This window comes from Paraglaciecola mesophila (assembly GCF_009906955.1).
GTDB lineage: Bacteria > Pseudomonadota > Gammaproteobacteria > Enterobacterales > Alteromonadaceae > Paraglaciecola > Paraglaciecola mesophila_A.
This window is the reverse complement of record NZ_CP047656.1, coordinates 3,456,230-3,472,097: the sequence shown is the minus strand read 5'-3', so window position 1 is coordinate 3,472,097 and position 15,868 is coordinate 3,456,230. Positions and strand designations below refer to the sequence as shown.

15 protein-coding genes are annotated in these 15,868 nt (G+C 45.4%); 8 read left to right on the top strand and 7 right to left on the bottom strand.

Annotated features, from left to right (window positions below; genetic code table 11):
• Positions 1 to 5 precede the first annotated feature (5 nt).
• Positions 6 to 707: a proteobacterial dedicated sortase system response regulator gene (gene pdsR / locus FX988_RS14930; RefSeq protein ID WP_160180936.1), complete on the bottom strand. Its 702-nt coding sequence runs from the start codon at positions 705 to 707 to the stop codon at positions 6 to 8.
• Positions 708 to 901: 194 nt separating this feature from the next.
• Between pdsR and pdsO the strand changes: the two genes are divergently transcribed.
• From pdsO to FX988_RS21875, 4 genes are all read left to right on the top strand, one after another.
• Positions 902 to 1,702, top strand: coding sequence for a sortase-associated OmpA-like protein PdsO (gene pdsO, locus FX988_RS14925; protein ID WP_160180935.1), 801 nt, complete (start codon positions 902 to 904; stop codon positions 1,700 to 1,702).
• Between the two features lie 20 nt (positions 1,703 to 1,722).
• The gene (locus FX988_RS14920; RefSeq protein ID WP_160180934.1) at positions 1,723 to 4,047 is read left to right on the top strand and encodes a marine proteobacterial sortase target protein; all 2,325 of its coding nucleotides are present in this window, start codon (positions 1,723 to 1,725) and stop codon (positions 4,045 to 4,047) included.
• Entirely contained in the window at positions 4,044 to 4,736 is a 693-nt protein-coding gene (locus FX988_RS14915; RefSeq protein ID WP_254700625.1) for a class GN sortase, read from the top strand. The genes FX988_RS14920 and FX988_RS14915 overlap by 4 nt, the downstream gene beginning before the upstream one ends.
• 170 nt (positions 4,737 to 4,906) lie before the next feature.
• Entirely contained in the window at positions 4,907 to 6,334 is a 1,428-nt protein-coding gene (locus FX988_RS21875; protein WP_160180933.1) for an alpha/beta hydrolase, read from the top strand.
• Between the two features lie 29 nt (positions 6,335 to 6,363).
• Here the strand turns inward: FX988_RS21875 and FX988_RS14905 are convergent, their stop codons facing one another.
• Positions 6,364 to 6,954, bottom strand: coding sequence for a carboxymuconolactone decarboxylase family protein (locus FX988_RS14905; protein WP_160180932.1), 591 nt, complete (start codon positions 6,952 to 6,954; stop codon positions 6,364 to 6,366).
• Between the two features lie 312 nt (positions 6,955 to 7,266).
• Here FX988_RS14905 and FX988_RS14900 point away from each other — a divergent pair, with 312 nt between their 5' ends.
• Genes FX988_RS14900 through trmB form a run of 3 tightly spaced genes read left to right on the top strand, consistent with a single transcriptional unit; the run spans position 7,267 to position 9,681 of the window.
• A complete protein-coding gene (locus FX988_RS14900) occupies positions 7,267 to 8,226 on the top strand; it encodes an ABC transporter ATP-binding protein (RefSeq protein WP_160180931.1) in 960 nt (319 codons plus the stop codon).
• Entirely contained in the window at positions 8,219 to 8,989 is a 771-nt protein-coding gene (locus FX988_RS14895) for an ABC transporter permease (protein WP_160180930.1), read from the top strand. The genes FX988_RS14900 and FX988_RS14895 overlap by 8 nt, the downstream gene beginning before the upstream one ends.
• Positions 8,990 to 9,021: 32 nt before the next feature.
• Positions 9,022 to 9,681: a tRNA (guanine(46)-N(7))-methyltransferase TrmB gene (gene trmB / locus FX988_RS14890; RefSeq protein ID WP_201751675.1), complete on the top strand. Its 660-nt coding sequence runs from the start codon at positions 9,022 to 9,024 to the stop codon at positions 9,679 to 9,681.
• Between the two features lie 15 nt (positions 9,682 to 9,696).
• Here trmB and FX988_RS14885 read toward each other — a convergent pair whose 3' ends face one another.
• Positions 9,697 to 10,410 (bottom strand): EAL domain-containing protein, encoded by a 714-nt coding sequence (locus FX988_RS14885; protein WP_254700624.1) that lies wholly within the window; start codon positions 10,408 to 10,410, stop codon positions 9,697 to 9,699.
• A 232-nt stretch (positions 10,411 to 10,642) separates the two neighbouring features.
• On the opposite strand from FX988_RS14885, the gene panP reads away from it, so the two are divergent.
• A complete protein-coding gene (gene panP, locus FX988_RS14880; protein ID WP_160180927.1) occupies positions 10,643 to 12,256 on the top strand; it encodes a pyridoxal-dependent aspartate 1-decarboxylase PanP in 1,614 nt (537 codons plus the stop codon).
• 81 nt (positions 12,257 to 12,337) lie between these two features.
• On the opposite strand, the gene panC is transcribed toward panP, so the two are convergent.
• The 4 genes from panC to pcnB form a co-directional block, all read right to left on the bottom strand.
• A complete protein-coding gene (panC, locus tag FX988_RS14875) occupies positions 12,338 to 13,189 on the bottom strand; it encodes a pantoate--beta-alanine ligase (RefSeq protein ID WP_160180926.1) in 852 nt (283 codons plus the stop codon).
• A 7-nt stretch (positions 13,190 to 13,196) separates the two neighbouring features.
• Positions 13,197 to 13,994, bottom strand: coding sequence for a 3-methyl-2-oxobutanoate hydroxymethyltransferase (panB, locus tag FX988_RS14870; protein WP_160180925.1), 798 nt, complete (start codon positions 13,992 to 13,994; stop codon positions 13,197 to 13,199).
• Between the two features lie 86 nt (positions 13,995 to 14,080).
• The gene (gene folK / locus FX988_RS14865; protein WP_160180924.1) at positions 14,081 to 14,569 is read right to left on the bottom strand and encodes a 2-amino-4-hydroxy-6-hydroxymethyldihydropteridine diphosphokinase; all 489 of its coding nucleotides are present in this window, start codon (positions 14,567 to 14,569) and stop codon (positions 14,081 to 14,083) included.
• A complete protein-coding gene (pcnB, locus tag FX988_RS14860; RefSeq protein WP_160182192.1) occupies positions 14,566 to 15,867 on the bottom strand; it encodes a polynucleotide adenylyltransferase PcnB in 1,302 nt (433 codons plus the stop codon). The genes folK and pcnB overlap by 4 nt, the downstream gene beginning before the upstream one ends.
• Between the last annotated feature and the right edge of the window lies 1 nt (position 15,868).

Sequence of the window (15,868 nt, the reverse complement as noted above, 5' to 3'; positions counted from 1 at the left end):
AAAAATTAGTGAATTGTTCCGTTTTTCCAGCGATATCCCATTCCATAGACCGTTTCAATACGGTCAAATTGGCTATCGACTTGCTGAAATTTTTTGCGGATACGTTTGATATGAGAAGTGATGGTGCTGTCATCCACCACCATTTTGGATTCGTCCATCAGTTGTTGACGACTCTTTACGTGCCCTGCGTATTTAGCAATCGCATGCAACATCCAAAACTCGGTCACTGTCAGCTCAATGTCTTGCTGTTGCCAACTCACGGTCATTCGCTTGCTATCAATACTCAGCGCACCTGTTTGTATGACATCTTCGGATAACTGTGGTTGATTTAACAAGGCCACTCGACGAAACAAGGCGGCAATACGCGCTAACAAATGGGGCAAACTAATGTCTTTTGTCAAGTAATCATCAGCCCCCATGCGTAAACCACAAATAGTGTCGTAGTCATTATCTCTGGCAGTAAAGAAAATAATCGGTAAGGTTTTAGATAAACTGCGCAATTGCTGGCAAACCATAAAGCCGCCATCTATTTCATCTTGTAAGCCAATATCAATAATCGCCAAGTCGGGCAAGCGCTGGACAAAACCTTGCTCAGCTTCACGGCGATTGGCGTAACAGATTACTTCATAGCCTTGTTTTTTAAGGGCTGCTGCGTAGTTTTCCCGAATAGCGAGATCATCTTCTACCAGCGCAATACGTTGAGACATAACTACTCTCATATTATTTCGTGACGCCACTATATCCTAAAATTCTGCTTTTTTGACGCACAAAAAGAAATTCCATTTTTTCGCCACAATTGCCCCAAAGATTGCCACTTTTCAGTCGTTAATTTGCCTCAAAGCGAGTGTGTACTAAGCCTGATCCAAAAACATTAACTCCCTGATACCGTTAAGGAACCATAATGAAATATAGCGCTATTGCACTTACCCTATCATTGATTCTCAGTCACGCTTTTACACCAATGGCTAATGCTGCAACGCCAAAGAAAACATCCTCTCACTCTACCACCCAAAATGACCTCGTCGGTTTTGGCTCAGGCGCACTGCTTGGTAGCGCAGTTGGCGGCCCTGTAGGGGGTGTAATTGGTGGCATAATGGGCTTGTTTATTTCTAATGATGTAAATAATGATAACGCCTTAGCTCAGGCTAAATCAGACCTTAAAGAGACAAAACTGCAATTACTCGCCCTGCAACGTGATGACCATGATCTGAGCCCTGTAAGTCAACAAAAAGAGCGTGAAATCACCTCCTTTCAAACAGCGAGTATTGAAAATCTCGGCCATACAGCGCCGCAAAACACAGCTGTGATAAGTAAGTTCTCAACCATGACGCCAATCGAAACGAATATTCAGTTTCGCACGGGTTCACACCTCATCGAAAACCATTACCACAGGCAATTAGATTTAATTGCAGCCCTGATACGACAATCACCAGACCTCCAAATAACCCTTGCAGGCTATGCCGACGAGCGCGGTGATTCCAATTACAACCAAGCACTTTCACAGCAAAGGGCCATCAGCGTAAAAAGCTATCTAACTAAGCAGCAAGTGCCTACTACACAGTTGCACACAGAATCCTTTGGTGAGACCAGAATGAACAGCATAGAGAGCCAGCCAGAAAGTTGGTTTTTCGCCCGCAAGGTCATTCTGTCTATTCATCCTGCGTCGCACACACCGCTGATGGCCGCTTCAGCGACTAAATAGATATAAAACGGAGAACAGGAATGTCCCTTTTACTTAAGTTCAGCGGTTTTTTGCTCATTGTGAGCACCATAGGTGTGTTACACAGCGCAGCCTCTCAATACCTGATGCAACCCGACATCGAGAAAAACACTATGTATAACCAACAGCGCCTCGAAGACCAGACAAACAATAATGCAAGCGATACGGATACCAGCCTACCTGCCGTTTATGTTGATTCTATTAATGATGTTGAACAAGGCAGCTTGTTTTACCTGCGTGAGTCATCAGAGGATAGCCCCCCTAGTGGCGAGCATAATGAGCGCTCAAACGAGCACGTTCGTCGCTTTCAACTTAGCCCTTTGCTTAGCACAGATGTAAAGATTAACGTGACAGGTATGATCGCCAGAACTCAAGTCACTCAACGCTTTCATAATCCCAGCCAAGATTGGGTGAATGCTATATATGCCTTTCCGCTTCCCGAAAATGCCGCGGTTGACCATCTCAACATGATCATAGGTGAACGCAAAATGACGGGTGAAATTATGCCCAAAAAACAAGCCAAAGCGCATTTCGAAACAGCCAAAAAACAGGGCAGAAAAGCGAGCTTAATCGAGCAGCAACGACCCAATCTATTTACCAATGCTATCGCCAATATCGGCCCAAATGAAACCATCAGTGTAACCATTGAATATCAGCAGGTCATACGCTTTGACCAACAGACATTTAGTTTGCGCTTTCCCATGACAATCACCCCTCGTTACTCACCAAGCGCTTCACAGAAAGTTTTGATGAATCAAACCTCAGTGGCAAAGGTCAATCCAAATGGCTGGGGTAAAAATGTATCGGTACTTAGCCAGCAAATAAAAACCCCAGATGAACCAGCAAATCCTATTCGCATCAGCGTGGAACTAGACAGCGGTTTTTCAATGAGCCCTGTAGATATTGTTAGTGAGCACCATCCAATCGATATCACCTCAAATGACCAACAAGCAGGTCACTACCATATTGAGCTAACGAAAGAACATATCGCTAACCAAGACTTTTCGTTACGCTGGAAACCCACTGCAGGTGACATCCCAAGTGCCGCTCATTTTAGCGAAACGATAGGGAATTATCGGTATGGTATGGTGATGTTAACGCCCCCAACACAAGATGATGCAGACGATAAAAATACGATGACTCCAGTATCAACAAGAGAAATCGTGTTTTTACTCGATACCTCTGGCTCTATGGCTGGGGAGTCTATTGTGCAAGCTAAGCGCGCGGTAGATTTTGCCTTAGCCCAGCTGCATCCTGAAGATAGCGTCAACGTTATTGAATTTAATGACGCCCCTCAAGCGCTATGGAAAATGGCAATGCCAGCCACGGCCAACAATATTCAACGGGCTCGTAATTGGGTCGCTAGTTTGAGCGCAAATGGCGGCACTGAAATGGCGCCAGCGCTATCACTGGCGCTACACAAAACCAACCTTGGTCAGCCGAATACAGACCGGGTCAGCCCTGTGCAATTGCGACAAGTGGTGTTCATCACCGATGGCAGTGTGAGTAATGAAGACGCGCTCATGAGCTTGATTGAAAATCAATTAGCAGACAGTCGTTTATTTACCATAGGGATCGGCTCAGCCCCAAACAGTTACTTTATGACCCAAGCGGCCCAAGCCGGGCGAGGCACCTTTACCTATATTGGCGACATTAATCAGGCACAGCAAAAAATGACTGAATTGTTCAGCAAGCTCACTCGCCCTGTGATGCAAGACATACACATTGAATTTGCCCGTGATACCGAGTTTTACCCCAGTGTTATCCCTGATTTATACCAAGATCAACCTGTGGTTATTCACTACCGTGCTCCCGTGGCGCATTTAGAGAATGGTATGCAACTACAACAGCCAGACAACGCGGTTAAGGTCACAGGTTGGCAGGCAACAAACGCATCCCCAAGCAAACCTTGGTCGATTCGCATGCCTCTTAGCCCGACAGCTAAAAGCGCAGGAATGGGCGTGGCTTGGGCAAGAGAAAAGATAGAGCAACTGAGTCATACCCTGCGACGTGAACGTGACAGCACTATGCGTCAAACGTGGCGGCAAAGTATCACCGAGATTGCCCTTGAACATCATATGGTTAGCCAGTTTACTAGCCTTATCGCCGTGGATGAGCAAGAGGCTAATTCAAAAGACACTAAACCCGATCACGAGAACAGCAAAAACAAACCGATTAATCATAACGCCCCTGCTGGCCTTGCTATGGCTGGAGTCCAAATGCACGGGAAATTGCCGCAAACGGCTACGAATATCCAACTCAGTATCACTTTAGGATTATTACTATTTGGCGCGGCGCTAGCTGCTCGTCGCAGGTTTCTTATATGATGATGAGTATAGATAAACCCTTGGGGCTGCGCATAAAGCGGCCCCTAAGGTTACTCAGCCGAACCATCTGCTTGAACATTATCTGGCTCGCTTGTCTATTAGGCGGTGGGTTATTGGTGTCAAACGGAGTGTACATGTGGGCAAAAGCGCAATTGGCCCAAGCGCTTATCGCCAGCGCTTGGCAACGTAGCGTGCATGCAGTTGAAGCTAACATCCCTTCCCATAGCACTAATCAAACACTCGAAGCCATAAAAACCAAACCTTGGCCCTGGGCTGATACCTATCCTGTGGCCAAACTCACGTTACCGAGTAAGTCACCAGGCTCGATATCGGGAAAGCCCTTATACGTTTTAGCAGGGGCATCAGGGCGCACCATGGCATTTGGGCCTGGGCATATGAGTGCTACCCCACTACCATTTAAGGGTGACAATAGTGTCATCACGGGTCACAGAGATACTCACTTTGCCGCCCTGCAATACCTCAACAAGGGAGATTCCATAAGCGTGCAAACTCTCGAAGCGCAAGGGCAGTTCCGCGTCACATCGACCTTCATTGTGCATCAAAGTCAAACTCACATCATCGAGTCACAAGGCGCAGATCAACTCACACTAATCACCTGCTACCCGTTTAACTCAATGATACCCAACCCGACCATGCGCTACGTAGTGAGCGCTGATAGGGTCCCATAACGCTTTGTTATCGCTTCGAGGTTTTGAATAGGAAAACGTATCAGAGAATGTTTTCAGCAATAAAGAAGATGATATTTATTCTAAGAGCCATATGGCACCCAAAACAGATTTACGCTACTTTGCCCGCTTTCATCTTATCAAAACCCTTTTTGGGCTAAGCAAGGAAAGCCATGAAGCTCGCTATCTTATTGATCTTTACTCTTCACAGCGTAAATGCGCTCGCCAACAATGTCTTCGATGAGTTGCCGGCATCTATCAACCCAAGCGCGCGGTATATTTTTTACTCTCACGGTTTTATTGTCGAAGGCGTAGATTCAATGCCAGAACACCCCACTTGGGGCACTTATGACTTTCCAGCAATACTTGAGACCTTTTCAACGCTAGACGCCCTCATTATTGCTGAGCACAGGGCAAAAAATACTGACCCTTTTGAGCATGCCAAGAAACTCCAACATCAAGTTCAGTACTTAATTAAAAAGGGCGTATCCCCCAGTAATATAACACTAGTGGGGTTTTCTCGTGGCGGTTTTATCACCGCTATTACCTCAAGCTATCTAGCCAATAGTGATATTAATTATGTGATTTTAGCTGCTTGCACCAGCAGCCTAGCTACTCATAATGACGTGATGTTGCAGGGACATATCCTCTCAATTTATGAGACCTCAGATACCGTTGGCTCCTGTAAAAACGTCATACAGCGCAGTGGTAATAAGGTGAGGTCATTTGAAGAAGTTTCAATTTCTACGGGGCTAGAACATGGCGCTTTCTACCGGCCACATAACGCGTGGGTTGAACCACTTAACAAATGGCTGGTGAAAAAAACTGAAAAATTCGCTTATACCATTCCTAGAAGTGAGGTAGTTGAACTGGAAGAGCCTATATCAAAAAGAGTTTATCCGCTTTTCATCAAACTTCCTCGCTCTTACCGCTCGCACAAAAGTAAGCATTATCCAGTGATCTATCTCACTGACGCACCGTACAGTTTCCCACTGGTCTCTGGCGCCACTCGATTCCCCATGAACAGTAGCACAATGGAAGAAGCAATCATTGTAGGCATTTCATACGCTAAAGGTTCGAAAGGCGCAGCGAGCAGAATAAGAGACTTTACACCAAGCAAGGCCAGCGATTGGAAACTAGAAACGGGTGGCGCAAAAGCCCACTTAAGCTTTATTCAAGACATAGTGTTCCCATATATGGAGTCAAATTACCGCGCCCATTCTAAACACAGAACATATGTAGGGAACTCTCTCGGCGGTTTGTTTGGCGCCTATATTTTAATTACGGCTCCAGACACATTTTCTAGTTACGTACTGGGCAGCCCATCAGTTTGGTTTAACGATAACGAGTTATTAGCCATGAATGTGCAAAGGCCCAAAAATGAAACAAAAGTGTATTTGTCAGTCGGTAGCTTGGAGACGCCAAAATTCGGTGAGCAGCAAGATATGGTGCGTGGCGCACAATTATTGGCTGAAAAAATCGATGCCGTCGATTCATCTCATTTACTCCTCAATTTTAAGATTATCGACGGTGCCTCTCACGCTACCGCATTTCCAACCACGTCCATTCAAGGGCTCGATTGGATATACGGCAATCTTTAGCTATCAGTACCGCTTATTAGTTCGCATTTTTACACATGCTTGCCACCAGTCCAGCCCCCTTGAGCGAGCACCTTCTTGCCTAGTGCTTTGGGCGCATCTTCTAAGTCTGTAGCCATGGAGTCATTCCAGCGATTTAGAAAACCGTATAAGCAAATGGCACCTAGAATTTCAACGATTTCATCTTCTTCCCAGTAGGCTCGCATACGCGCCATCAGTGGCTCATCTACCGCGTTCGGCACAGAACCTGCGGCGAGTGCGTAGTCAAGGGCGACACGCTCTGCATCTGAATAAAGTGGGCTGGTTTGGTATTCCCACACTGCGGCGACCTTTTCATCAGAAATACCGTGAATTTTAGCGGCTATTAAGGAGTGGGCTTCACAGTATTGGCAACCTGCAGCTCGGCTTGAAAAGTGTGCCAATAGACGTTTGAAACCTAAATCAACTGAGCCGTCTTGTGCCATCACCGCTTTGGTTAACACCCCAAAACCACGTACGATGTCTGGTCGGCGCTGCATCGTCAGCAAACTATTGGGTACAAAACCTAAAATTTGTTCAAAGATTGCGAAGTCATCCGCTAATTCGGGGGTGGTTTCTTTGGGTAGGGGCTGCATATGGGCCATGGTTCTTTCTCTCCTATTTTGATTGAGTCCTGGCTTTTAGGTGCTAATTGGGCACTAGCTGGTTTCTTGCTTTGCGTTTTCGCATAGCCTGCAGGGTGCCAAAAACTTCCCTATGGGATTAACAAACTAAAAACCTTACATTTTATTCATTGTTCGTCGTGTTTTATTCATTCATCCCCATGATATAATGCATACTTTTCGGTGTGAGTACATTCAGCCAACAACTTTATGCTTTTTCATTTTGTCTCTCTAAGTTGGCAGTCATCGTAAAAACAGATAATCCAACATCCTGAAAATCACGCGGAATAAAGCATGAATGCATTGAATATCAAAGGGTTAACCAAAGTATACAAAGGTGGTACCCGAGCCCTGAATGGGATTAATTTAGAAGTAACGCAGGGTGATTTTTTCGCCCTACTCGGCCCAAACGGCGCGGGCAAATCCACCACTATTGGCATTATCAGTTCTCTAGTGAATAAAACCAGTGGCACTGCTGACATATTCGAATACTCATTAGACACCCATCCCGTAGAAGCCAAATCATGTATTGGCTTGGTACCACAGGAGTTCAATTTCAATCAATTTGAGACGCTGCTTCAAATTGTAGTCAACCAAGCAGGCTACTACGGTGTGCCGCGCCACGTTGCCAAAGAGCGGGCTGAAAAATACCTTAAGCAGTTAGATTTATGGGAAAAGCGTAATCAACCGGCGCGTAACCTATCTGGCGGTATGAAGCGCCGTTTAATGATTGCTCGGGCACTCATGCATGAGCCCAGAATGTTGATTTTGGATGAGCCGACCGCTGGGGTAGACATTGAAATACGCCGCTCAATGTGGACGTTCCTCAAAGAGATTAACGAGCAAGGGATCACCATCATATTGACCACGCACTACCTTGAAGAAGCTGAAATGTTGTGTCGCAATATCGCGATTATAGATAAAGGCGTCATCGTGCAAAACACCAGTATGAAGTCTCTATTGGCCACGCTTAATATTGAAACCTTTATTCTTGATCTGGCCGGTGAGCATCAAAACATTGCACTGTCGGGTTTCGAGTATCGTCTGCTTGACGCACACACACTCGAAGTGGATGTGGCCAAAGAAGAAAGTTTGAATAACGTCTTTGAGCAGCTATCTAGCCAAAAAATACAAGTACTAAGCATGCGCAACAAATCGAACCGTTTGGAAGAATTGTTTGTACGTTTGGTTGAATCAGGCCGCGAAGAGCTTGCGAACAACAAAAAAACACAAAAGGAGCTCGCTAATGGGTAGTCGCACTATGATTGCACTGCAAACGCTATGGATAAAAGAGTGCACTCGTTTTTTGCGTATTTGGATACAAACCTTGGTGCCGCCAGCAATTACCATGTCCTTGTATTTTGTCATATTTGGTAATTTGATTGGCAGTCGCATCGGCCAAATGGGTGGCTTCAGTTATATGGAGTTTATCGTGCCAGGGCTGATTATGATGGCGGTGATCACCAACTCCTATTCGAATGTCTCGTCCTCTTTTTACAGCGCTAAATTTCAGCACAATATTGAAGAGTTATTGGTAGCGCCTATCCCCAACTGGGTGATTATCGCTGGCTTCGTAGGCGGCGGGGTCGCGCGAGCGATACTCATCGGTATTATCGTGACCTGTGTATCTATGTTGTTTGTTGATATCACACTACACAATATTCCGATTATCATTATTACTTTGTTGTTAACCTCAATTTTGTTCGCCACTGCGGGCTTAATTAACGCCATCTTTGCCAAATCATTTGATGATATCAGCGTGGTACCCACTTTTGTGCTAACTCCCCTTACCTATTTAGGTGGGGTATTTTATTCACTCACTTTACTGCCTGAGTTTTGGCAGTGGGTCAGTAAAATCAACCCTATCGTGTATATGGTGAATGGTTTCCGTTATGGTTTTTTAGGCGTCTCTGACGTGGACTACATGTACTCACTAGGGTTGTTAGTGGTGTTTAATGTGGCGCTGCTTGGCTTTGCCTACTCACTGATTAATCGCGGTGTGGGTATTAGAAGCTAGGTGGAATAGTAAACGTGATTAACCACAATTCTATGCCCGAGGGTAATTCTCGGCACATTGAAAGCAACCAAACTGGGGTACATGAAAAGCTACCAGATTTGGTTGCTCGTCATTTACAGCATGCTAGCCAACGCCCGTTAACTGAGCATACTTTGCAGGCCTTTTCTCAGGCACAAGAGTGGCTAGGTGATTGGCAAGGCCCGCTCATATTAGACGCATGCTGTGGGGTGGGCGAAAGTACCACCCATATTGCCAATCTGCACCCAGAGGCAAAAGTCATAGGTGTAGACAAATCAGCCCATCGCGTGGGTAAGCATGAGCATTACAGCTTAAAGCAAGATAACGCTTTGATACTAAGAGCGGATCTAAATGACTTTTGGCGCTTAGCAGTGCAGGCTAAATGGCGCTTAAGTAAACACTTTTTGTTGTATCCCAATCCGTACCCTAAGTCTGCTCATGTACAAAGACGCTGGCACGGCAGTCCTGCGTTTGCAGAGATTGTTAAGCTAGGCGGGCAACTTGAGGTGCGTAGTAACTGGCAAATTTACGTTCAGGAGTTTGCTTTGGCCCTTGAAATAGCGGGTTTTAATGGCGAGGTGAAACAATACCATGATGCGCAAGCCATCACGCCCTTCGAGCGTAAATATTGGGCGAGCGGCCAACATAGCTGGCAAGTAATTAGCCAATTGTAATGACCAGCGAAAGCGTTAGTGCGCCTGCGCCTTAGGTTGACTGAAGTAAAAGCCTTGGGCGTAGCGCACATTAAGTTTTTTCAGCAAGGTAAGCTGTGCTTCGCTCTCAAGATGCTGAGCCACTAAGGCGATATTCAAACTTTGTCCTTTAGCACACAAGGATTTAATTAAAGCTTGTGCCTGCTCATCCTGAGCAAGGTCTGCCATAATCGGGCCTGACATTTTTAACCCGCTAATGGGTAAAGCGAGCAAGTGCTCTACCTGTGTTACATCGGGTTCAATATTATCTACGAATAAGCTCAAACCAAGCTTTTTACACAAATCAGAAAAGGTTGCAAATGTGTCTGTATCCGCTAACACATTCTGTGCGGTGACTTCTAATGCCACCCGCTTGGGGTTGGGGTAACTACTGGCTTGTTCGGTAAGAAATCGATGAATATTCTCATCTTGCATATCAGCCAGACTGATGTTGATATTCCATGGCATATTGCGTTCACGGAAGTATTGGGCACTGCGATTAAAGATGGTTTCCGTTAATTGTGAACGACTTTCTTGGCGGTCGACCAAATATAAAAATTCGCTAGGGATAAAAGGCCGCTCGCCGAACGTGATAAGGCGCGCTAAACATTCGTAACGCCAAACCTGATTATTTGTTAAATCCATAATAGGTTGAAAAAACGGCACAACGTTATCGGGGTTGAAGCTTTCAGTAACTTGAGAAACTTTCATAATAGACAGCATTTTTTCTTTATACTATAGCAAGTTAGTTCCTAATGGCTAGGCTGAATTGAACAACTTTCAGGCACTTTATTGTATGTAGCATCCCTTTACACACTCTGTTACCTTAAATTAGTCGTCAAATAGTCACTATAGCCCAGCATAAACTGGGGGTTTATGTTGGTCTAGCTGGAAAATTAATGTAAAGTTCGCGACCTGAAAGTTTTCATAAGAGGTGTCAAGCGTGGCCGTAGCTGAAGTCAGTTTAGAGCATTTGTTTAGAGTGTTTACCATGCCTGAAGGTAAAGATTCTAAGTTAGCTCAGATTGAGCAGCATCTGTCAGATAACTTGGCTGACTTTTTGTCTCAACACGTGGTAACGAAAGTCACGTCACTTGAGCAAATAGAACAAAGTTTTGCTGAATTTAATGTGCCCGAACATCCAGAGTTTGTGTCTGAGCACGCTGCGAATTTACTTGAAAAACTAGTCGCTAATTCAGTTAATACCTATTCGCCAACATTTATCGGGCACATGACATCTGCCTTACCGTATTTTCATTTATCGTTAGCTAAATTGTTAGTTGGCTTGAATCAAAATTTGGTCAAAATCGAAACCTCTAAAGCCTTTACGCCTTTAGAGCGTCAAGTGTTGGGTATGATGCACGAACTTGTGTATGCCCAAGACAGTGAGTTCTACAATACGTATTTACACAGTGCGAACCACGCCTTAGGAGCGTTCTGCTCTGGTGGCACCATAGCCAATGTTACCGCGCTGTGGGTAGCACGGAATAAAGCCTTAGCCGCCGACGGTGTATTTAAAGGGGTTGCCAGAGAAGGTTTAGCCGCTGGTTTAGCTCATTACGGCTATAAAAAAATGGCAATTTTATCTTCACGCCGAGGCCATTATTCCCTGTCAAAGTCGGTGGACTTACTCGGTTTAGGTCGTGAACAGCTCATCACGTTAGATTGCCCGACTCAACGCTTGTCCCCAGAAAAAGCATTAGCGTTTGGTAAACAATACGCTGAACAAGGCAATAAAATCCTCAGTATTGTCGGCGTAGCGGGCACAACAGAGACGGGGCATGTTGATCCACTCGACGAGCTTGCTGATGTTGCTCAAGAATTAGGGTGTCATTTCCATGTGGATGCCGCTTGGGGCGGAGCCACGCTTTTCTCAAGCACCCATAGAAATATCCTTAAAGGGATCCAGCGCGCCGATTCCGTCACCATAGACGCACACAAGCAAATGTACGTGCCAATGGGCGCAGGTATGGTGTTATTTAAAGATCCTAACGACAGTAATGCTGTGCGCCACCATGCTAACTACATATTGCGCGCTGGCTCAAAAGATTTAGGTGCCACCACGCTAGAAGGTTCGCGTAACGGCATGGCCATGATGGTATATGCGTCTTTGCATATATTTGGTCGCCAGGGGTACGAGTTATTGATTAACCAAAGCATCGAAAAAGCCAAAATTTTCGCGCGTATGATCCAATCACACCCTGACTTTGAATTGATCACTCCTCCTACCTTGTCTTTGCTAACTTATCGGGTTAACCCGCAGGAAGTGCAGCAACAGATCAAAGCTGATCCGTCATTAAGCCCTCACTTTAACGAGAAGCTCGATAAGCTCACTGTCTATGTGCAAAAACAACAACGTGAAGCAGGTAAATCATTTGTATCACGTACTCGTTTACAAACCCAAACCTATGGCGAGCAAACCATGACGGTGTTTCGTGTGGTATTGGCTAACCCGTTGACCACGGAAAACGACTTGCAGAATATACTTGATGAACAGGTAGCGATAGCTAGCAAAAGTCAAAATTGGGCTGAGCTGACAGAAAAAGTCACCCAATGAGTTGTTGTTATAACTAAATAAAAAGGCCGTTAGCATTCACTAACGGCCTTTTTTGTTTATACCAATAAGCAGTATAAGCGGTTAGGTTAACGACACTTGCAGGTTATCAATTAGACGTGTACGACCTAAAAACGCGGCCGCTAAGATAACCACGTTTGTTTCTTCATGTCCTGGCTGCAAAAGCGTATCCGCAGAGCGGATCTCGATGTAATCGATGCTAAACCCAGCTTGTGCAAGCTGCTCACAACATTCACTGGTGATACGCGAAAAGTCACGGCGCCCGGATTCTATTTTGTCTTGCATTTCCAGTAATCGTGAATACAAAGTCGGAGCAAGCGCACGCTGTTCAGTACTCAAGTATTGATTGCGCGAGCTCATCGCTAAACCATCATCTTCACGGGTCGTCTTAACCCCATGCACGGTTAAATTCATGGATAAGTCTGTAACCATGGCTTTGATGACCTGCAATTGCTGAAAGTCTTTTTCACCGAAAAACGCCATGTTCGGCTGAACCATGTTGAACAACTTACAAACGATAGTCGCCACACCGCGAAAATGCCCTGGTCGACTGGCACCGCAAATCATGTAGGAAATCCCCGGCACTTCGACAAAGGTCTGCTGCTCAAGGCCACGTGAATAAATATCTTTCACTTGAGGAGTAAAAAGCACGTCTACTCCCATCTCACTGAGCACTTTGCGGTCATTCTCTAAAGTACGTGGGTAGGCTTCTAAGTCCTCATCCGGTCCAAACTGTAACGGGTTGACAAAGATCGAGACCACAACGACATCGGCTTTTAATTTGGCTTCTTTTACCAAATTAAGATGGCCTTGATGTAAATTACCCATGGTAGGAACAAAGGCAATCACTTTAGAATCTGCCTGCCAGCTACGACGCACATCGCGCAAGCTGGCAATATTACTGATCACTCGCATACTGAACTCACTTACTGAAACTATGGGCTTCAGACGGGAAAGAGCCGTCTTTCACTTCTTCAATATACTGACTGACCGCTGTGCGCATATCGCCCGTTTCTTGAAGGTAGTTTTTTGAAAATTTCGGCATGTAATTGGCGCTAATACCAAACATGTCATGCATCACTAAAATTTGTCCGTCGGTTTCGGCGCCAGCACCTATACCGATCACAGGAATATCCACGGCTTGAGAAATAGCTCCAGCTAACTCCGTTGGTACGCATTCTAGTACCAGAAGCTGAATCCCAGCTGCCGCCATTTCTTTGGCTTGCTCGAGCATTTGCTCTGCTTGCAGATCATCACGGCCCTGCACTTTAAAACCACCAAAAACATGCACCGACTGAGGCGTTAACCCCAAATGACCACACACTGGCACACCGCGTTCGTTCAATCCCTTTATACTGTCAAGTAACCAGCGCCCACCTTCAAGCTTTACCATGCTCGCCCCAGCAGCCATTAGCTTTGCAGCATTCAAGTAAGTTTGTTCTGGGGTGGAGTAAGACATAAACGGCATATCTGCGATGACAAATGCCCGCTCAACCCCTTTACGCACGGCGCGCGTATGATACGCCACATCATCAATGCTGACGCCTAATGTGTCATCACAGCCTTGTAATACCATGCCTAATGAATCGCCAATTAACAGTACGTCTATCCCTTGCTCATCAAACAGCTTTGAGAAGCTCGCATCATATGCGGTAAGCGCACTAATTTTTTCGCTTTGTTGCTTCATTTTTAACAACGTGGAAGTTGTGACTTTTTTCATTTTGAATCACTCCAGTACGATGAACACTAAATAGAGCTTGAGTAAATCAGGCACTATACTGATTTTTTAACGGATTTCTATCACACTCATTTATAGGGGAGTTTTTCCAACCCATTGAGAGGGCAATTATTGAGCATTTCGCTCAATTTAGTACCGTTTGGAAGGTGTAATTTTGGGGCTATTTCATGTAGAGGATACAAGACGAATTCGCGTTCACCCATGCCGTAATGTGGAACGGTAAGTTCAACAGAATCAATAACTTGATTGCCAAAAAGTAGAATATCCAAGTCTAAGGTACGCGGCCCCCAGCGCTCAGCTTTCCGCTCACGACCATGTTCACCTTCAATTTTTTGTAAGCAATGAAGAAATTCAACAGGTTGCATTTCAGTTTGCCCCCCAAGCACTGCGTTAACATAACTAGGTTGGTCTTGCGGCCCCATAGGTCGACTCACATACAAGCTCGACGTGGCAGTTACGCTAGTGCTAGGCAATGATGCAATTGCTCTTAATGCATCTTTTATTTGTTGTTCTGGCTGGGCTAAATTACTCCCTAACCCAACATAAACTTGGTTCATTGGGCGGCTTTCTTCTTGCCTCTATAGCGACTTCTGCGTTTAGGTGGGCCGCCTTCTTTGTCGCGCAAGGTTTTCAACATACCTTGACGCTGCTCAGGGTTAACATTCTGAAAGTCAGTCCACCACTGGGCTAGCGTAAGTAACTCCCCACCTTCAATTTGCCCGCGTATTAACAAGAAGTCATAGGCAGCTCTAAATTTGGGGTGTTCAAGCATCTGAAATGCCCTACGCCCGTAACGCTTTGGCAAGCGTTGTTGTAATTGCCAAATCTCACGTACGGTAATCGTAAAGCGCTTCGGGATCATAATGCGTTGAATTTGGCGATGTAACACATCGCTCAGTGCCAAATTAAATGCATCAAAGTGATTTAAGCCACCTTCCACCATATGCTGCTGACAACGCTCTTCTAGCGGGTACCACAACAACGCTGCAAAAATGAACGCGGGTGTCACTTTCATATCCGAATTAATACGGTTATCCGTATTCATTAGCACCTGCTCGATAAACGCAAGCTCACGGCTATTTTGCGATTTCAGTAATGGTGCTAATTGCGGGAACAACTGCTCAAACAATCCAAACTCATTGAGTAGCTTATACGTTTCAAGGCCTTGCCCTGACAGCAACAACTTTAACACCTCTTCAAACAAGCGTGCCGGCGGAATATTCGCCATCAAAGGGGCTAATTCGTGTATGGGCTTAGCCGTTTCTGGGCTTATTTTCATACCTAGTTTTACCGAGAACCGCACTGCACGAAGCATACGCACGGGATCTTCACGATAGCGCGTAGCGGGGTCGCCAATCATAGTGATCTGACGATTTTTAACCGCCTGCATGCCATTGGCAAAATCATGGATACTGTAGTCAGCGATATTGTAATACATCGCATTGACCGTAAAATCACGACGCTCCGCATCTTCTTCAATGCTGCCAAATACATTGTCGCGCAATAGTTGACCGTGATCACTTTGCTTACTTAAATTTTGCCCTTTGCTATCCTCATCTTGGCTTGGATGATGACCACGAAATGTAGCAACCTCGATAATTTCTCGACCAAATACAACATGTGCTAAACGAAATCGGCGTCCAATCAGTCGACAGTTTCTAAACAGTTCTTTGACCTGCTCTGGTGTCGCATCTGTGGTCACGTCAAAATCTTTAGGTTTCTTTCCAAGTAAAATATCACGCACACAACCACCAACCAAAAAGGCCTGATAGCCATTGTTATGTAGGCGATATAACACCTTTAACGCATTATCACTAATGTCGCTACGTGATACCGGATGTTCAGCACGGGGAATA